The 19,464-nt window shown below is 45.3% G+C and carries 12 protein-coding genes; 3 read left to right on the top strand and 9 right to left on the bottom strand.

The window, feature by feature from the left end; all coding sequences use genetic code 11:
* Window positions 1-354: 354 nt before the first annotated feature.
* On the top strand, window positions 355-1,881 hold the full coding sequence (locus EOPP23_RS19160; RefSeq protein WP_153767609.1) for a hypothetical protein: 1,527 nt from the start codon (window positions 355-357) through the stop codon (window positions 1,879-1,881).
* Here the strand turns inward: EOPP23_RS19160 and EOPP23_RS19155 are convergent.
* From EOPP23_RS19155 to EOPP23_RS19130, 6 genes are all read right to left on the bottom strand, one after another.
* Window positions 1,795-3,108 (bottom strand): short-chain fatty acid transporter, encoded by a 1,314-nt coding sequence (locus EOPP23_RS19155; RefSeq protein ID WP_153767608.1) that lies wholly within the window; start codon window positions 3,106-3,108, stop codon window positions 1,795-1,797. The genes EOPP23_RS19160 and EOPP23_RS19155 overlap by 87 nt on opposite strands.
* An 84-nt stretch (window positions 3,109-3,192) precedes the next feature.
* Window positions 3,193-3,624 (bottom strand): BLUF domain-containing protein, encoded by a 432-nt coding sequence (locus EOPP23_RS19150; RefSeq protein ID WP_153767607.1) that lies wholly within the window; start codon window positions 3,622-3,624, stop codon window positions 3,193-3,195.
* A 104-nt stretch (window positions 3,625-3,728) separates the two neighbouring features.
* Window positions 3,729-4,640, bottom strand: coding sequence for a proline iminopeptidase-family hydrolase (locus EOPP23_RS19145; RefSeq protein ID WP_228550800.1), 912 nt, complete (start codon window positions 4,638-4,640; stop codon window positions 3,729-3,731).
* Window positions 4,641-4,757: 117 nt separating this feature from the next.
* Window positions 4,758-11,951 (bottom strand): hypothetical protein, encoded by a 7,194-nt coding sequence (locus tag EOPP23_RS19140; RefSeq protein WP_194842681.1) that lies wholly within the window; start codon window positions 11,949-11,951, stop codon window positions 4,758-4,760.
* A gap of 282 nt (window positions 11,952-12,233) precedes the next feature.
* Window positions 12,234-13,514, bottom strand: a complete 1,281-nt coding sequence (gene yjeH / locus EOPP23_RS19135; RefSeq protein ID WP_153767605.1) for an L-methionine/branched-chain amino acid transporter — start codon at window positions 13,512-13,514, stop codon at window positions 12,234-12,236.
* Window positions 13,515-13,578: 64 nt separating this feature from the next.
* Window positions 13,579-13,821, bottom strand: coding sequence for a type II toxin-antitoxin system RelB/DinJ family antitoxin (locus EOPP23_RS19130; protein WP_228550799.1), 243 nt, complete (start codon window positions 13,819-13,821; stop codon window positions 13,579-13,581).
* A 234-nt stretch (window positions 13,822-14,055) separates the two neighbouring features.
* Here EOPP23_RS19130 and ispG point away from each other — a divergent pair, with 234 nt between their 5' ends.
* Window positions 14,056-15,288 carry a flavodoxin-dependent (E)-4-hydroxy-3-methylbut-2-enyl-diphosphate synthase gene (ispG, locus tag EOPP23_RS19125; RefSeq protein WP_228550798.1) on the top strand — a complete coding sequence of 411 codons (1,233 nt, stop codon included), beginning with the start codon at window positions 14,056-14,058 and terminating at the stop codon, window positions 15,286-15,288.
* 48 nt (window positions 15,289-15,336) lie between these two features.
* Here ispG and EOPP23_RS19120 read toward each other — a convergent pair whose 3' ends face one another.
* Together EOPP23_RS19120 and ylqF are read right to left on the bottom strand one after the other, a co-directional pair.
* On the bottom strand, window positions 15,337-17,718 hold the full coding sequence (locus EOPP23_RS19120; protein ID WP_153767603.1) for a penicillin acylase family protein: 2,382 nt from the start codon (window positions 17,716-17,718) through the stop codon (window positions 15,337-15,339).
* A gap of 60 nt (window positions 17,719-17,778) precedes the next feature.
* Window positions 17,779-18,654 (bottom strand): ribosome biogenesis GTPase YlqF, encoded by an 876-nt coding sequence (ylqF, locus tag EOPP23_RS19115; protein WP_153767602.1) that lies wholly within the window; start codon window positions 18,652-18,654, stop codon window positions 17,779-17,781.
* A gap of 124 nt (window positions 18,655-18,778) precedes the next feature.
* Between ylqF and EOPP23_RS19110 the strand changes: the two genes are divergently transcribed.
* Window positions 18,779-19,279, top strand: coding sequence for a DUF2165 family protein (locus EOPP23_RS19110; RefSeq protein ID WP_153767601.1), 501 nt, complete (start codon window positions 18,779-18,781; stop codon window positions 19,277-19,279).
* A 1-nt stretch (window position 19,280) separates the two neighbouring features.
* On the opposite strand, the gene EOPP23_RS21590 is transcribed toward EOPP23_RS19110, so the two are convergent.
* Window positions 19,281-19,464 (bottom strand): hypothetical protein (locus EOPP23_RS21590; protein ID WP_228550797.1); only part of this gene is annotated, 184 nt, incomplete at its 5' end.

The following is a 19,464-nucleotide window of genomic DNA, read 5'->3' as shown; positions in this document are numbered from 1 at the left end:
CTTCAAATACATGTGTCTACAGTTCCAGTCAGCATGGATTATTCCGTAATAATGAAGATAAGAAGTTCTGCTACGCCAGCTGTGATGCTATTGCTCTGCTTATTACCCACTTTTTTCCCGGCATACCAACAAGACGTTTCCTTCTATTTATCAGGTGGAGTGACCCAGTTGGAACTGGCAACAATATTGCCTCCCAACTCCCTCCATTATGGAAGTACGACTTCATTAAACCTGAGCCAGTATCACTCGGTTTCGGATCCGCTCCTTGTGAATAAGCTGGACTCTCATCTAAAAAATATTAATTCTGAACACTGCTCTCATTGGGGCTCAGCTCTACATGATGATTTCAATGGCGTGGAAGCTCTCCTGGAGTTAGAACTGGATGACTATTCTCTGTTCTACAATTGCCATTCAAATTACCTTGCTTGTTATTCTGTTAATCCATCCCACCCACTGACTTATTCTATTAGCTTGCTGGGGACAGAAAGGTATGGAGAGTACCTTCAGAAGCTGAGACTGCCACTGGAAGCTTCAAGTATGGAAGCGCCTGAATCCGCTATTTTTAAAGCTCTTCCAAATTCTGACAGTTGCAAAAGTATACTGGGGGAATCCCTGTATAACCGGGAAGCTTATTACCTGGATCCGGTTTTTCATTTACCCACTCTGCTCGCCCTGGGGCATATCCTACGCGAACTGGTTGCCCTAGAGCACCCTGAGTTCTCAGTCATTCAGTCCAGAGCTTCGACTCAAGGCCAGTTACTCTACTTCTCTGACAGTAGGTGGCGATTCAGAAGGTTTTTCATGCACGACGATTTTTTAACCTTCACTCACACAGAACAAAAACCAGCTTATTTTGAAAGCATTTTTATGCCGTCTTCAACACTGGTTCCAGCAGAAGCCGAGGTTCAACAGTATGCCTCTGGCAACGCAATGATTAGCCTGAGTAATAAAATTGATGCAGAGACTGAACACTGGGAACAGGTATTTGAATTATTAACCCTGGTTATCCATAAGAGTCTGGGTGACACAGTCCAATCCAGAGCGCCTTACTTTATTGGCTTCATACCTTCTGAAAGAGCAACACCCATTGCCCAAAAGTCCGGTTTTTATGATCTTGCATTAATGTCCGGTCACTTAACCCATGGCACTATCCCTCATATGCTTCAACTGCTATTTCTGAAGCTTGAGGGACTTCAAAGCCATCACCTGAACAACATGACTACACATTGCTGGAATTACCTTTTGGACAGCAGCAATCAAGCAATATGGCCATTTGGCGTTGGATTTATATCTGCTACAAATAATGGATTACCAGCTCCAGTCTACGCCTTTCACGAGTTCCCAACATTTGACTCGCCGGCATCGATCCAGAGAATTTTGACCCAACGAGTATTTTCAACGCTGATCCGCTCTGTCAGCGAGAATGCCAGTAAAGCAGAGTTGGATTACTTCAAATCAAACTGGCTAAAAAGTCAGCGTTCAATTGAAGCGTTAATCAATGATATGGAAGTACTTGAAAACACCCTCATTGCACAACAGTTGAACTCCTGGAGGCTTATATTGAAGCATCAGCCAACGCTTCAATTGGAAGGCCGGAAACATGGCAATGATTTGAATTTTGTACAAGAATTTCTTTCACATCAAACACAACAGGATCTGATTTCGCATTATCAAGACAGAGGTTATACCGTTGAAAACCTTGATGATGGCTATATTTTATGGCCACCGGAATCAGATGATAAAGAATCCTTTCTGCTGGAGAAAATAGAGCAGTTGATACGAAATGTGCCTGAGTTAAGCAAGCAGAAAAACCGTGCTGATAATCACGCCACTGAACAGCAAGTGCATAATACAGAATCCCATAATATCTCTGGCCTGTAGACCTGCTACAGCCAAAGCAGGCAAAGCCCAGAAGGGCTGTATCATATTGGTCCAGGCATCGCCCCAGGCAATCGCCATGGCCGCCTTCGCTGGCTCAACACCCAGCTCTATAGCGGCAGGAATCATAATCGGCGCCTGAATAGCCCACTGGCCACCACCGGAGGGGATAAACAGGTTTAGCAGACCTGCACTGAGAAACGTAAACAAAGGAAAGCTGTCTGCTGATGAAATACTGATGAACCAGTTGGAAATACCTTGTCCTAACCCGGAAGACATCATCATTCCCATAATGCCTGCGTACAGGGGAAACTGGATGATTATGCCACCCGCACCTTTCACACCTTCATTAACTGCAGACAGAAACTTACCTGCATGACCGTGCAGCATCAGGCCAAACATCAGGAACATAAAGTTCACGATATCCAGCGTCAGGTTAAGCCCTTCTCTGGAAAAATAACCCCATAGGTACATCAAACCAAAAGCACCAAGAACAAGCGCCAGCGTTCTACTGTGCTCCAACTGTCGTGCAGGAGAATCAGGAATCTCTGGCTCGGTAGCAACAGGTTCTGCTAATAACTTTGGGTCAACAGTAACGCTGTGACTGATGCCTTTCATCATCAGCCAATTAAGCAGCGGCATAGCCACCAGCAAGCAACCAAGAATGATCAGGTTATAAGGAGCAAAGATGGTTGCAGAGCTTTTGATCAGGCCCATGCTCTCAGCCATAAAATGGCCAGGGGTCGCTATGGTCAAAGGTACAGAGCCGGACAAGCCTCCATGCCAGATCAGAAAGCCACTGTAGGCACTGGCAATCAGCAACCGGTAATCAATTCCTTTCACCTGACGGGCAACATGCCTTGCGAACAGAGCACCGGAAATAAGACCAAAGCCCCAATTAATCCAGCAGGCAATAAAAGAACAGAGCGTCACCAGAATAATGCCCTGCCCGGGAGTACGAGCAAGACCTGCAAGAGATTTCAATAACTTATGCACCAATGGAGCAACAGCCAGCACATAGCCCGTTACCAGAACCAGAACCATCTGCATCGTAAAAGGCAGAAGCTTCCAGAATGAGCCGCCCCAGTAACTCACCATTTCAGATGGCCCGGAATCAGTGGCTATTAACCCAAGAGCAAAGGTCAAAAAAGTCAGTAGAACCGCCAGAACAAAAGGATCTGGCAGATAGCGACGCATCAGATGATCAAAGAATCCTGTCAGCTTGTGCATACCTTGCCTTTATTGGTTATTTGAGAAGTATGACCTCTATCCTTAGATAACATTCAATCGAGGCTTCAGAATAGCAGAGGGCCTTCAGGTCATATTTTTTCGAAAGGAGAGCAGCAATTTCAAAGATGCCGATGGATTTTTCACCATCAGGGATGGATCAAAGCCTGAATTCAGAAACTCGGAATAACCTTCGTTATCCGCAAGACCGGATTTAGCAGACTGTTTAAAGCCCATTGCCCAGTTAGAAAAGTTCCTGTTTTCAATGCCCGACTCCAACAGAACGATCGCTCCGTGATGACGAGGGTCTCTGGCAATCAGCTCATAGGTTTCCCGAACAGCCTGTTCAGGCCCTTCAAGAACCTGAATAAAGACGCCTTCGCTGTAGAGCAGCATGCCTGTGACCTTGTTATTGGCGTTATTCTTTCTGGCCGAAGCAAGAATTATTTCCAGCTCAGCACTTTCCATCAGCTCTGAAGACGAACTGGTATAAACGATCTGATATAGATTCCTTTCCATAGCAGCACACTTCTTAGTTATAAGATTTCAGTTATGAGATCTTAATTATGAATGTTGATTAAGATAATGTCAGTGTAGTCCGTTCAGTCCCCGGACATGCAAACTCAAAGATTGCCCTTTTCTACATCCCTGAAAAAGCCGACCAATGCCTGCTGATAGTTCGTTGGGTCGTCCCACATAGAGCAGTGACTGCCATTTTCACAAATGACTAACCGGCTGTGAGGAATAATAGACTGCATCTGCTTCTGATCAGCAGGCGCCATGGTGTCGTAGCGACCTGCCAGAATAAGCGTTGCCACACGAATTGATGCCAGTTCATTCCATCGGTCCCACCCAAGCAGGTTGCCGGTAAACACAAATTCATTATTGCCCTGCATGGTGTTGTAAACCTGATTATTCATATGATCGAAAGCACGATTCAATGGGTCAGGCCATTCAGATAAACGACAGATATGCTGATGGTATAAGTGCTCCATCAGCAGGGTTTGATACTCTTCGTTTTCAAGGTCACCCGCTTCTTCGTACTGCTTCATCCTTTCAACAATATTCTGAGGAAGTTGCTCTCGAATATGGTTTATATGGGCCATATAGGACTGAATGCTACCCGTGATACTACCCAGAATCAGACCTTTAAGGTTCATCTGATATTTCAGGGCATACTCAATAGCCCAGAGCCCGCCACACGAGTGGCCATACAAGTAGAAATCTTCCAGGTCAAGCGCAACACGCACCTGCTCTATTTCTTCAATGAACCGATCGAGAATCCACAGAGACTCATCATCAGGCTGATCCGAACACCAGGAACCCAGTTGGTCGTAAAAGATGACCTCAATACCTTCAGGAATCAGAAAATTTTCCAGACACTCCAGATACTCATGTGTACAACCCGGACCACCATGCAAGGTAAGCAACTTGATAGGGCCTGAACCTACCCGTCTGGTCCAGACCTTGTAACCATTATCAAGAGTTACCCATTGCACACCAGAGGCTGTCAGCTTTTCCTGTCGAGTCATCATTCACGATTCGTTGTTTGCCTGTTTAGAACAGTCAGTTTAGGCGTAATTTTCGGAATGGACTTTTGAAAAGCCAGAGAGTGAAAAAGCCAGCAAAGGAGAAAGCTGGCTTTGATAATATTAGAAATCGTAGCGGAATTTAGCGTTCAGACCGTGGGAACGGTATGTCTGGCTCCAGTTATAGTCATAGCCGGTGCGGATATACCAGTTACTGCCCATGTCAAAGTAGAGGCCAAAGCTGGCCTTATATCTCTGTGAATCCCTTGCAGGACCTTTCAGAAACTCCTGAGCATCTATCCCAAGAAAACTGTATTCGACTTTTGAACCTGTTGTTTGCAGGTCCCGGTGCATCATCAGGGTAAAGTCCGGCTCTATATATTGCTTACCCGAGTTGATTAACCCTTTAATAGTAAAGCCAAGACCCAGTTCCAAAGCACTGTAGTCATGAATATCTATTTTATCAGGATGAATCGGATGGCCTTTTGGCTTATAGGATTCGAAATAAACCTTGCCATAATTCAACTCGGCCAGAGGTGTAAATTCCCAGCTACTACCTAGTGCAAATCGATAGCCGACCACTGACTTCAGATTCCACTGGTAACTGTTATAGTCACCCGTTACTTTTTCATCTATGAATGTATCTGGCTCTGAAGGATTCCCGCTAACGACTCGTACGTTCCTGACCACTTGATCAACAGAGTTACTCGCTGTTCCTCCGGAGAACATAACGTCTGCAAAAAGGTTTCCACGCTCCATACTGCCGTAAACAGTACCCAGGAAGTTATGGCTCTCGGTTGAACGGTCATTTTCAGTATTTACAACACCATAGCCGTAAGTAGCGGCAACGCCCAACCTGAATCGATCCAGAAGAATAGTATCTATACCCAGAACAACTCCACCCGCTCGGTTGTTGTAGCCATCCGTGCTGGGTTTAGCATCCTGATTACCTTCCAGAAACATCATCTGCCCCCAGAAAGAGCCGCCATTTAATAAGGTGTAATCCATGTGGCGGATTTGTCTGTCTCTCTTTTGAGATGTATTGATGCTGTATTCATGGTCTTCTGCTTCATCACTTGCCTGCTGAGCTGAAGATTCACCACTTTCATAACTGTTGCCATAAAGACCAAAGCCAAACCCATCGTCACCAAAGTTGAGGCCAGAGCCTCTCAAACTGTTAATCCGGTCAAAGACTATCGACTGTGTAGCCATCGTTATTGCCCTTGGTGCCGTATGAGTTGAACCTGAAGTATCAGGGCGTACATCATCTTCCAGTTCACCCACTACTTCTTCTGAACGGTTTAGATTAGAAATAACTGCATGGGAATCATCCGGATGAGCATCCTCATGTAAAGCAGCCAATAGCGCCTGCCCCATAACACCGTTTACGTCTTCCGATGTGCTGGCTTTTATTTCAACTTTAATATCTCCATTTTCTGAGTACACTCTGGTTTGTAGCAGTGCGCTGCCACTATCAGCTGAAATCAACGCCATAGCACTGCCATCAATAGCCTGGGCATCGACAACAGTAACGACCGGTCCATTGTTGTACAGGCTTAAATAAGCTTCATTATCCTCCGGCATAAAATTCAGCGTACTGCCTGTAGCTTCAGCAAAAGCAGTTCCGGAAGCTGTAATTAAAGATTGGCTAGCATCTAATGAACTATCGAGATAGATAGACGTTTTCTCTGGAAGGGTAAAGTCACCATCAATGGTGATGTCAGAGTCATCACTGATAACAAGATGCTCAACAGCACTGAGGTTGCCGTTAAAGGAACCTTCCCTGAAGTTAACCGTATCATCATGGCTACTGCCTGTGATTCGCCCTCTAATATCAGCTGAACTGCCATCTTGCATGAGGTTCAGTGCAGAAGCAGCCCCGGTAAAATCAATAACATTAGAGCTTGAAGATAAACCCAGTGTGTCTCGGTTTATGATTTGCCCATTCAAAGTTCCCATACTCTGAATGGTGCCATTCACGGTGCCACTATTAATGACATTTCCGTTAAGGCGCCCTGTATTTGCAATGATGATGTCGCCTGTCATTTGCCCAGTGTTGTTTATTGCACCTGTCGTGATACCTGAAACGGTAATATTGCCTGTAAGATTGTTTGTATTGGATATATCGCCATTTCTTGTTCCAGCACTGACAATATTTCCTGTTAGAGTTCCGGTATTTTTGATCAAGCCATTATGTGAACCAAATGTGCTGATGTTACCTGTTTGGGTTCCGCTATTAAGGATATTTCCGCTCATTGTACCGCTGATAACAGTATTGCCAGTGATCGAGCCACTGTTTGTGAAATTCCCTGAAAAGCTACCAGCAGCATTAACACCAAAACCACCGTTGGACATCACACCACTGTTAGTGACTGCTCCTGACATTGAGCCAGAATTAATAACAATGCCACCTTCGACTCTGTCCCGATTAAGAATATCGCCACTGAATGTTCCAGAAGTCACTATGTTTCCCGTAACTCTTTCATCATTGATAAAGTCACCGGTAAATGAACCGTTGTTAGTGAATCCGGTCATAGTGCCATAGTTTGCAATGTCGCCTGTCAGCGTACCTGTAGAACCAACAACCAGAGCACCACCAATTGTTCCTCTATTGCTGATGACACCGGTTACACGTCCATCAATTTTTATAGCTGAACCACTGTTTGCAATTAAACTACCAGAACTGGATATATCAATAACGGTATCAGTGACTGAACGAATAATGTCGCTACTTAAGTGCCCACTGCCCACTTTGGTAGTGGCCAGCGTTCCACCTAACTGGCCATTGGCACCAATATAAATACTGCCTGAGCTTGCCCCCGTTGAGTGAAGACTTCCCTCAACCAGAATTGAGTCAATGTATGAGTAACTTCCTACTGATACCGTATTGTTTGCTGAAGTAACCGTGGCGCCATCATCTACCGTATAACCACGACCATTGTTATCCACCCCACTCAAAACAGCCCAGTCAGTATTTGAACCACTAGAACGATAGGCAGAATGAGTAGTTAATGTCTGATTGGTATCTATATATATTTTGCCCTTTATCACCCCGTGGTTCTGTATCACTGCTTGATGATTCGCAGAGCTGTCGGAACTATCGAAAAGAATCGCAGCATCAGTCGAACCACCTCTGCCGGAAATCAATCCTGTACTGCTGACTAAAATAGCACCGGTAATATCACCTTCTACTTCAAGAGCAGAGCCCTGTGTCGATGACAGCTCACCATTCACCTGCAGAACAACATCTGCTTCATTATTGGTTGTACCCAATGAAGCATCTTCCGCAATGTAGATAGCCCGTTTATTACTTCCGGTGCTGCTCAATACTGCGCCGACACTGATACCAATCTTTTTAATATCAGAGTACTCACCGATCTTTACAGTGTCTGTGGTAGAGGAAACAGTACGGTTGCTGCTCAGTTGATACGTACCATTCAGTAAGCTTCTATCACCAGAGGTTCCTACTGAGTAATAAGCCGAGCGGGAGGAGGACACCAACGTTGGATTACCAGATACTGTGATATCTCCGTTAATGGTTCCTTCATTTCTAATATCAGAGTTGGAGCCACTCGGAGAATTATTCTGGGAATTATTAATCGCCAGGTCACCATTAATTGTGCCTGTATTAATAATTGCTTCATTAGCTGCTGCGTGAATACCACTCAGGTTAATTCCACCAACAATAATTCCTTCATTATGAATTGAGCCTGTTAGTGTGGAGCCCGTTCCAGTCAGGTTAATTGCAATTCCATTTGATGCTTGTGAACTCAGGGAACCTGTTGACGTTATGTGGATGGCACTTCCTGAGCTGGTGCTGGCACTTCCGACGCTACCACCATTGGTAATATTGATGCCTGTTCCGGAAGATATATGAGTACCGGCAAGGCTGAAACCATCGGCAACTGAACCACCTTCAATATCGACGGTGCCTCTATAGTCACCGTCATTTGTAATGTTTATCTGTCCGTCTGAGATAGCTCCATTAACAAGGATTCTACCGCTGCTATCACCTTCAATCTTGATGGCGTCCCCTGCAGACGATGAAAGATTTCCATCAACTTCGATAATAGTGTCTGCTTCAGTGCTGCCAAGTCGCCCGGTTAAGCCAACATCAATAGCATCATTCGTTGCCGCCAGGTTACCGATTAAATGTACTTTCCCGGTAACCAATCCATTATTTTCAATGGAGCCAGTCAGGGTTTTTCCTGTACTAATAACCAGAGAGCCTGTTGCAGAAGAGCCATTAAGAGTGCCTCCGGTATTAATCAATATCTTGCCGGTAAGGTCTGTCTCAATATTAATGCCTGTACCTTCAGCAGATGAAACCGTTGCACCGCCGCCAATCGTAATCAGAGCTTCTGATTCAACAGGTGTGCCGTCCCCCAGAATGGCACCATCATCAATCTGGATAGCATTATTGCCAACTCCGGAAGCACTTAATGTTCCGCCTGACACCTCAATGCTGTCTACAGTTGCTCCACTTTTCACATGCACTGTATCGCTGTCTGTTGAAGTGACTGTTCCACCTGTTACTTCAAAGCCACCAGCCAAGACTGAACCATTTTCACCGATATAAGCTGAACCGACACCAGATTTTCCAGCGGTTTCAATACCACCGGATATGGTTCCACTGTTCACAATACTGCCGTTTATGGAGCCGCTATTTCGGATACCTGCAGATATTTGATTATTAGCAGTAACAACAATCGCCTTATTGTCTGTGCCTGTCGCAGTCAGAGAGTCACCAGAGTTGACTGTGATGGTATCAATAGAATTGGTATTCGTTGTTGTTCCATCACCAATAACAATTGCACCGGCAGCTGCTGAGGAAGTAATAGCACCATCAATCGTTAGACCTCCCGTAAGAGAGCCTGATCCGCTGGATGAATAAATAGAAGAAGCAGCTGTATCCGTGAAACTGACAGTAAGGCCGCTACTGATTGAGCCACTGTTAGTAAGGGTTCCATTCAGTGCGCCGGAAATGGAGATAGGACCACTTATTACGCCTGACGCTGTGTTGTTAATATTTCCGTTCAGAGTGCCATTACTGGTTATTCCGCCGGTGATGGTTCCCATATTGTTAATAACATTGGTCGCACCCGTCAGGCTGCCAGTTGTCGCTATCGTAATGGTTCCGGCACTGGTACCTGCACCAATACTAACGGCATCAGCATGAGTTGTAGTGACATTGCCGTTTACTGTGTAGCTGTTAAGAGTGGCGGTGCCTGTGGAGGAATAGGCTGATTCAGAGCCTGGAGTCTGATCCTGAACAGTGATACTGCCAATTGAGCCGGTGTTTTTGATTACACCAGTGAATGTACCGGTGCTGGTGATTCCGCCAGTGATGGTTCCTGCGTTGGCAATATTGCCCGTAATTGTTCCGGAATTAGTGATGTTGCCACTTATGGTTCCTCCGGTATCGATTCTTATGGCGTTACCATCAATATTCGGGTCTCCATCACCAACAGCACCGGTAGTGCTGAGAGTTGCACCATTGCTGACAGTAATATTGTCTATGGAAGCATTATCACCAAGAACTATCGTATCTTCGTCAGAAGTTACAGTGCCATTAATCGTTAAACCACCAACCAGAGAGGCTGTACTCCCTGCAGCGACTGAAGAGTTGTATGCAGAAGCACCAGCTGCAGTTAAATCATTTAAGCTGACACCTCCGGTTATATTGCCTGAGTTATCAATATAGCCAGTGATAGTGCCAGTACTATCAATACCGCCGTTAAATGTGTTGTTATTATCAATACTGCCAGTCAGCGTACCACTATTGGTAAAACCGTTATTGATGGTGCCGTCGTTAGTAATATTCCCGGTGATTGTTCCGCTATTATTTATTACGCCATTAATGGTTCCACCGGCTTCGTTGGCTATGTTTCCGGTGAAGGCAGTGCTGCTGTTGTCTATGCCACCATTAATAGTACCGGAGTTTTCAATATTCCCGGTAAAAACATTGTTGTTGTCTATTCCCCCGGAGATGAGCCCGTCGTTATCAATATCTCCGGTAATAGTGCCATCATTTACAATACCGTTGGTTATCTCGGCACCCTGATTACCAACAACAATAGCGACACCATTAGACCCTGTATTTCTTAGTATCCCACTGTTAGTGACAGTAATTGTATCGACAGTAGAGTAGTTGCCAATGGATACTGTTGGCTCGGTGCCAGTGGTATCAGCTGTTCCAGAAATAGTCAGCCCTTCGAGAACTCTGGCAACATTCCCTGCTGAACCTGAAGATTGATATGCAGAGCCCGTTGCTGTCTGCGTACCACTAATCAGAATGCCGTCATCAATTTCGCCATTATTAACAATCGAACCATTGATGGTTCCACCCAGATTGATCGAGTAAACCGTTGCAGAGGGGGAAGTGGTAGTGACAGAACCATCACTTCCAACTTTGATAGCAGTTTCTGACGTACTATTGCCAAGTGTACCCGTTGATTTGATGGCATCGGAGGAGGAGCTATGGGTGCCGGTCACAACAATGGCATCTCGAACTTCACCGGTATTTTCAATCATTCCGGTATAGGTTCCACCAATGGTAATCGCACCAGAGTTACCACCGGTTGTATTCTCTGTTCCGGAAACTGTGCCGGTTATGGCTATTTTACCCGTTGCAGTTCCGTCAATATTGATTGCAGAACCATTATCAGAACCAATAGTTCCTGAAGCATCAATTATGGTGTCTGTTTCTGATCGGTTATTAATCGCAGTACCACCACCGACACTGCTGTTATTGAAATCTCCGCCAATCTGTCCCTGTGTATGAACATCAATCGCATGATTGCCTGTGCCACTTGCGCTCAGGGTTGAACCGCCGGTAACAGTTATAAAATCGATATAGCCACTTTCACCAATATAAACAGTATCAGCCATTGATGAAGATACAGTTTTATTGCTGTTTATTATCAAACCATCATGAAGGCTTGCCTCTTCACCGCTGTTCGTATTTTCAATTTTTACAACACCGTCAGTGGCAGAGCTGGTGACATTACCGGAAATAACTATGCCGTCATCGATATGACCATTATTCAGAACTGTACCGGTGAAAACATCATCTGTATTTATCAGGATGGTGGGATCGGAGTTGGTTGTTTCAAGCAACCTTCCCTGATTAACCGTCACGCCATCTTCAGGCTCTACAACAGTATCATCAGAGTTGTTAGGGCCTGAGATGGTGATTGCAGTCGAAGTATCAGCATCAATGATCTGAGGGCTGGCCCACACCTGCCCAACAACCATTGCCGCCATTAACTGCGGAACAATCAAACATCTGATAACACGGCTTTTCAAAATCTGCACAATCCCTGTGCTCCCTATTCAGCTTGCTGTTAAGTGCTGACGAACAGGCAAAAACTCCGGAGGGGAGGCGCCTTGTGATGTGATCGGCGCTCTGTGGAAAACTTTTTATAACGATTGTGGATAACTTATGCAGCCGCTAACAGCAATTCTTAATATGAAATCAGATTAATTAATAATTACGATATGAATCAGTAAGATGGGTTTTTCAAAAGTGAGGAGGCTATTAACCAGAAACACAGAAGGCCTGTGCATAATCTGGTTAATAACTATTGAATAGTTTTATTAGAGCTCAATAGATTGAGGAGGTTTTCTGTTTGCTCTCATTACCAGCCCTACAATGAAAAACAGCAGAGTCAACGCCACCACATAAAGAGAGTCGGCGCCTAAAGCGATTAGAACAGCGGCACATAATAACGAGCTAAGAATCGCTAGCCACTTCTGCCAGCCTTTCAAAATAAGAACACCCGCCAACATCGACAGAAGATAAACAACAATAAAGTTGCCATTGGCAAAGCGGATCATTGATTCCAGAGGAAGCCCTGTCAGCTCAAGAGTCAGAATACTGAGAACACAAACACCTGAAACAACCCAGAGTGCTCGGGCTGGCACCTTCCTATCATTCAGCTTACCGAGAAAACCCAGACCTATCCGTTTAAGGGAGCCTTCTTCAGCCATGCTCCACAACAATCGGGAGAAGCCCTGAATATAAACATTCATACTGGCAAAGCAGGCCAGATAACCAATAATGGCTGCCAACCACTGCCCTGTAGGACCAAACATCAATGCCAGAAGTCTAGGGATAGCGGTGGTATTTTCCTGTTCACTGCCATAAACACCAAATTTCAAAATAGCTACCGAACAGCCCCAATAAACCAGTCCAGCCAACAACACTCCAAGAATCAGAGCGATGGGGAAATCCCGCTCAGGGTTTTCAAATTCCTCCCCCATATGGGTGAAGGCTTCTATTCCGACAAAACACCAGAACATAACAGACAGAGCCGGAACGATGGATGAAGCATTGCCTTCTTCAGCTCTTGATAATGAAATATCTGCCAACTGAATATCCCCCTGCCACCAGAGCACAGCGACAAGTGCCACTATTAATAACGCAATTCCACCCTGAATACTGCCAGATAACTTAGTACCACCTAGCCCCAGCATCAGAATCAATGCCAGCGTAGCCAGCTGAATAGATAGCTCAGCAAAGTGAGTAAGATCCATAACGGAATGCCAGAAACCCGTTGCCATTACCAGGGCTGCAGGCAATCCCACAGGCAAAACGGCAAGAAACAGAAAGGCAGTCAGCTTCTCAAACCTCGGCCCTAGAGCCCTTCCCACTATGTGCGCAGAGCCTCCGGCATGAGGGAAGCGTTTACCCAATAGAGCAAAAGTAAACGCCACAGGCATTACTAAGGCAATCAATACTCCCCAGGCCAGTAGAGACCAGGCCCCTGCAATACTGGCAGCAATGGCGGGAACAACAAATATACCGGTTCCCATTAATGAAGTGGCTAACAAGGCAACGCCTTTTCCCACGCCTAGTTGTTTATGAAGACGACTCATTCTTTACTGCCAGATTGAAAAACAGAGGTATTGTTATTTAGGAACTGTTAATAAGGGCTATGTTCTATTTCTTCCTGGCTTCTTTTTCAGCATCAGGAAGGACGACATCAAAAGGCAGCCCCTGCCTGAGAACAATCTGGCTGAAATAGATATTAATAGCCTGGGAGGTAGTGATGCCCAGTTGTTTCAGAATCACTTCCGCTTCTTCTTTCAAAGATTCATCAATGCGTGCTCTTACAGTCGTTTCTTTCGCCATGATATTTACTCTTGTTGTTGCTCTATCCGGTACCCGTACATACGAATTCATAAGTTGTTTGCCCGCCTGCGGCGGGCGAACAACTATTTAATATTCAATTACGTGTGTCTACACACTTAGTTGCTGCAGCTGGCTTTAGACAGGGTAAAACAATAGTTCAGTTTATGCCGGATTAATACGCTTTCATGGATAAGTGTTAAACTAATCGTCTACTTTTATTTTCTGGCACAAACACCCTAGCTGTGTCTCACTGATTCGATATAGTTTTTCGGAGGAATGAAGTTAATGGGCCGACATCAAACCCATGCTGTTCAGGTTGGACACATTACCCTTGGTGGTAATGCCCCTGTTGTTGTCCAGTCCATGACCGATACCGACACAGCTGATGTAAACCGCACCGTAGACCAGATCAAACTGCTGGCCGATGCAGGTTCTGAACTGGTTCGAGTCACTGTTAATACAGAAGAAGCTGCGGCAGCAATTCCAGAGATTTATAAAAGGCTGGAAGCCGATGGATACACCGTACCTATTGTGGGCGACTTTCACTACAACGGTCACACCTTGCTGACCAAGTACGATGAAACAGCCCGTTTGCTGGCCAAATACAGAATCAACCCGGGCAACGTTGGCTTTGGTAACAAGAAAGACGATCGTTTCAACACTATGATCGACGTTGCTATCAAGTACGATAAACCCGTTCGCATTGGTGTTAACTGGGGCAGCCTTGATAAAGAGCTGGCCACTCGACTGATGGATGAGAATGCCAACGCTGAAAACCCGAAACCTTCTGAAGAAATTCTTCAGGAAGCGCTGGTGCTATCCGCTTTGACCAGTGCTGACGCCGCTGTAAAACGTGGGCTGGGAGCAGATAAGATTGTTATCTCCTGCAAAGTTTCCCGAGTTCAGGCTCTGATCAGTGTTTACCAAAAGCTGGCTGAACGCTCGAAGTACGCGCTCCATCTGGGTCTTACAGAAGCAGGAATGGGCAGTAAGGGTATTGTTGCTTCCAGCGTTGCCATGGGCATTTTGTTACAACAGGGTATAGGCAACACCATTCGTACGTCACTGACACCTGAGCCAACAGGCAGTCGTGACCGAGAAGTCATTGTTTCCCAGCAGATTCTGCAAGCCCTGGACGTTCGCAGCTTTTCTCCTGAAGTTACCGCCTGCCCAGGCTGTGGTCGTACTACAAGCACCTTCTTCCGTGTTCTGACTGATGAAGTTGATGCTTTCCTACGCCAGAAAATGATGAACTGGCGTCATGAGTTTGTTGGTGTAGAAGATATGAAAGTTGCCGTTATGGGTTGTATCGTAAATGGCCCCGGCGAAAGTAAACACGCAAACATCGGCATCAGTTTACCTGGTACTGGGGAAGCACCTTCTGCGCCTGTCTTCGTTGATGGGGAGAAAGTAACCACTCTTAAAGGTGGCAATATCACGGAAGAATACAAGCAGATGATCGAGGACTATGTAGCTAAGACATACTCTCGTCGTGACGATATGATTGCCAGCCAGTAATTAAGAAACAAGAGGAGCTACGTTTTCTGTAGCTCCTTCTTTCCTTAATTATTCTGCAAGCATTAGATGCAACTCATGCAACGTCTTTCCCGGCAGAAAAGTGCTTTTCTTACCTTCCACCCAATCCATATAACCAGCCTTATAAAAGGGTGATAATGGATGTCCGCTTTGCCCACCTGGCATATGAAAAATCCCTTGTTCTTCATGCCCGGGAGAAACAATCATCCTTTCTGAAACACCTGCAGCTGGTTTCTGAGCTTTAGGCATCCAGACATCGCCTGTCAGTTCTGCCTCAGGCATATTCAGCCACTGACCTATAACTGGCAGCGCTTTGCTAAGAGGATGATTTACTGCTGACGTATTTCGTTGTCCCCAGGTAGCTTCTGCTAGCTTGTCAGCGCCTCCCAGATCAGCAATGACTTCATCAATGGTTTCAAGGTATAACTCATTCCAACTGCTGTATTTAGGATTTAGCCAGTTTTCAGGCTGTTCCTGATACAACCTCAACAGCATTTCCTGATCATGGTTCAGGCTTTGCAGCCAGCTATCTTTAAATTCCACACGCGCATCAGCAGATAGAGTACGGAAGTAACGGCCAAGAGACTGGTGTACTTTCAGATTAAGAGCATCATGAAACTCTCTCACCAACCTGTAGCCAACATCGTTTGTTGACGCTTTTCCTGACCAGTTTTCCACATAAGAAAGAAAAGCCTGTCTTTTAGAATCCGTGTCGGTCTGTAGTGAATCAAGAATCAGCTGCCGCCAGTTCTCCATATAAAGGGCTCTGTGATCAAGAGCCACTTCGAGAAGCTTGTTTTCACTAGCTGTGGTCAGTTTTTTCAAACTGTCCTCGATCTGTTTTTGTCTAGGCCCAGGCAGATATCCACCATCACCAATCTTCTCAAGATTTTCACCTGAAGCGATGCGAGCATTGGCCGTCCATATTCTGCCGCTTTCCGGATTCACCACTCGAGGATAGTTATCAACGGCTAACCATCCCAGCCAATTGTCTTCAGCCTGCTCCCAACTCAAAGGAAACGTTGAATCAACACCTGAACGAAGAGGTATTCTACCTGCAATGGTCCAGGCAATATTTCCCTGACTGTCGCCTACAGTGAAGTTCTGAGCGGGTATGCCTGACTGATTAGCAACATCCATAGCTTCAAAGACAGTGGTCGCTTGCTCCAGTTCAATCAGCTTTACATTAGTTGCTGAAGGGTTATGAGCCGTCCAACGAAGAGCGTATCGAGAACTGTCATATCTTGAATTAACAACAGGTCCCCAACGACTCTGCTGATATTCAACAGTGACTGCCTCTTCTCCTTTTACCTTAATGGTTTCCTGCCATGTTTCCAGCTGCTCTGGCCCCGTGCTGGTCATATAACGATTGTCATCAGCCATTTCCAGAGAAACCAGGTCAACCCAGTCTCCATAACTGTTGGTAAAACCCCAGGCAACATGGCCATTACTTCCAACAACAATAAGCGGAGCACCCGGAAGCGTAACACCGGTAACCTGAACACCATCGCCTTTAGCATTAGGGTAATTAAATTGCGCTCTGTACCAGATGGTTGGAACCCTGTGAGCAAGATGCATATCATCTTCAACAATCGCAGCTCCAGACTCCGTTAAGCTGCCAGCAACAGCCCAGTTATTACTGCCAATAAAACTGTCAGGTATCGTTTCGCCATTGAGCCCTGCATAAAACTCAGCAGGCTTTGACCTCAGGTCAACAGCAGTGCTGTCTGGAGTAGTGGGAGTTGGAAGCTCCATCGGAATAAGAGAAGAATCCCAGCGAGTGCGCAGAGGTGACAGAAACTCAATCACTTCTCTGGAAGCAATCTTCGCTAGAAAGCCTTTAACATCATCCAGCTTGAACTCATTATCATTCAGATCCATATACATACTGAATACGGTCAAGAAAGTATCTTCATTTTTCCAAAGCTGAGGCTCTACATTCAACAGCCAGTATTCAAAAGGCTTACCATCCAGATCTGCCAGACCTTCATTGACACCTGCCGTGTAAGAATTAAGCACTACCCGTTCATTAAACGACATTTGTTCAACAACTTGTTGAGCTACTTTTCTAAACCGGTGCTTTCGCTGGGTTTTATCATGATTCAGAGCAAGGCTGCCGACTAGTTCAGACAACTCACCCGCTGAATTCCTTCTATTCAGATCCATTTGAAAGAAGCGATCTTGAGCGTGCAGGTAGCCTGTTGCAAAGGCTACATCCTGACGATTGCTACCGCTTATTACGGGAACACCAAGGTTATCTCTTTCTACAGAAACAGGAGCGGTAAGTTCGGAAGAATGGTAGTTGCCATCGAGCCTGGCTTTGCTTGATGACAATAACCAATAGACCGTTATCAATAGAATTGCACAGAGGCTGAGGGCAAGCAGTAGCCCTCGTTTCAGCCATAGGAACATATCAGATACCTTTTTCTTTTATTCTTATCAGGTAGTTTTATTGTGTCAGGTAGGAAAAGCTTACTCGCTTTCAGGCTCTTTTACAGGCTTTTCTGCTTCAACCAGCTCTGGTGTTTCCAGGCTGAGTCTGCCCAAATTGCCACTTCTGAATTCATTTAGCAGAATTTCAGACACTTTATGAAGATCAGAAATTCCACCTCTACGCATGCAGTTTCTTTTAGCTGCAATCATATCCATCAGCTCAATATCCGTCGCTGGTAGTTCATCAAGCAGAAAGCGTGACCTAAGTGCTTCGGGGTAAACCTTTAAAAAGTACTCTGCGGCAAAAAATGCTACATCTTCATATTCGATTACAGCGTCTTTTATTGCACCGGTAACGGCGAGACGATAACCACAGGATTCAGGTTCCAGCTTTGGCCAGAGAAACCCTGGAGTATCAAGAAGAATCATTCCATTTGGCAATTTTATTCGCTGCTGCTGCTTGGTAACCGCAGGAACGTTACCTGTCTTGGCGATAATACGGTTTGCCAGTGTGTTGATCATCGTGGACTTACCAACATTGGGAATACCCAGAATCATGGCTCGCATGCCCTTGATTTCAAGGTTTCGTTCGCTCCCAATCATTCCTTCTGCCAGTTTTAGTACACTGCGAACTTTCTCAGGCTGGCTTTGGGTCAGAGCAATAGCTTTAACGCCTTCTTCCTTTTCCAGCTCTTTTATCCAGAGCTCTGTTACTTTCGGGTCAGCCAAGTCTGCTTTGTTGAGGACCTTCAGAAAGGGTGTTTTACCACGCAGAGATGGAACCAGTGGGTTACTGCTGCTGTAAGGAATGCGAGCGTCCAGAACTTCGATGATCAGATCAACTTCCGGAACAACCTTTTTGATTTCCTTTCGAGCTTTATGCATATGCCCGGGAAACCAGTTAATCGCCGCCATACTTGAGCCTCTGAATGATTAAGTCGTAAATCGGAGTAGTGTAAACCTTCAAAGCTGTTTAGTAACCATAAGAACTACAGCTCTATTGCCTTGAAATAGGTTCATTAAAATCTATAGTTTCTTCATGAATCACATTCAGGCTATCCGGCTCAGTAAAGTTAGCCTTAACATAACCGTCGCCATCTTTAGTACGCTCGTTGTTTTTAATAATCTCGTGGATTACCAAAGTAACTTCGACTTTGTAAAACATGTGATGTCTATGGATACAACGGGCAACCCGGCTCAGACATCCTGGAGAGCCATCGATTCCGAAACTCTCTGGCACAGCGCTTATACACTTATTATCGCTACCGAAGCTTTAATAACTATTCTCTGCTGGCTTGGAGTCATTGAGTTAATCAGAGGAATGAAGGTTCGAAACTACTCTGATTTTAAAGGATATGCCGTCTATGGCCTGTCATTGGGTATCTGCCTTTGGTTTCTCTGCTTTATGGGCATTTCCGGAGAGTGGTTTCTGGCTTGGCAATCAAAGAGCTGGAACGGTATTCAACCGGGGTTTCGGATTTCAACTGTCCTGCTTCTTATTTTGATTTATACGACTATGGATAATGACTCACTAAACTGATTTATTGTTTTGGGCAGTCATAATTAAAAAGCCCGATAGGTTTCTCTATCAAGATAGACCTACTTTGTTCGAACTGTTCCCGAAACAATTTTTCTGCACAAAAAGAAAAACCCCAGAAGATTGCTCTTCTGGGGTTTTCTAATTCAATGCCTGGCGATGACCTACTCTCACATGGGGAAACCCCA

Origin of the sequence: Endozoicomonas sp. OPT23 (assembly GCF_009653635.1) — a bacterium.
GTDB lineage: Bacteria > Pseudomonadota > Gammaproteobacteria > Pseudomonadales > Endozoicomonadaceae > Endozoicomonas_A.
Note: the sequence above shows the minus strand (reverse complement) of the source record. Positions and strands in the feature narration are given on the sequence as shown.

What these genes read in the sequence shown, in the direction of transcription:
- EOPP23_RS19155 (WP_153767608.1), bottom strand. Translation starts at nt 3,108, where the DNA reads ATGCACAAGCTGACAGGATTCTTTGATCATCTGATGCGTCGCTATCTG.
- EOPP23_RS19150 (WP_153767607.1), bottom strand. Translation starts at nt 3,624, where the DNA reads ATGGAAAGGAATCTATATCAGATCGTTTATACCAGTTCGTCTTCAGAG.
- EOPP23_RS19145 (WP_228550800.1), bottom strand. Translation starts at nt 4,640, where the DNA reads ATGATGACTCGACAGGAAAAGCTGACAGCCTCTGGTGTGCAATGGGTA.
- yjeH (WP_153767605.1), bottom strand. Translation starts at nt 13,514, where the DNA reads ATGAGTCGTCTTCATAAACAACTAGGCGTGGGAAAAGGCGTTGCCTTG.
- EOPP23_RS19130 (WP_228550799.1), bottom strand. Translation starts at nt 13,821, where the DNA reads ATGAATTCGTATGTACGGGTACCGGATAGAGCAACAACAAGAGTAAAT.
- ispG (WP_228550798.1), top strand. Translation starts at nt 14,056, where the DNA reads ATGGGCCGACATCAAACCCATGCTGTTCAGGTTGGACACATTACCCTT.
- EOPP23_RS19120 (WP_153767603.1), bottom strand. Translation starts at nt 17,718, where the DNA reads ATGTTCCTATGGCTGAAACGAGGGCTACTGCTTGCCCTCAGCCTCTGT.
- ylqF (WP_153767602.1), bottom strand. Translation starts at nt 18,654, where the DNA reads ATGGCGGCGATTAACTGGTTTCCCGGGCATATGCATAAAGCTCGAAAG.
- EOPP23_RS19110 (WP_153767601.1), top strand. Translation starts at nt 18,779, where the DNA reads ATGAATCACATTCAGGCTATCCGGCTCAGTAAAGTTAGCCTTAACATA.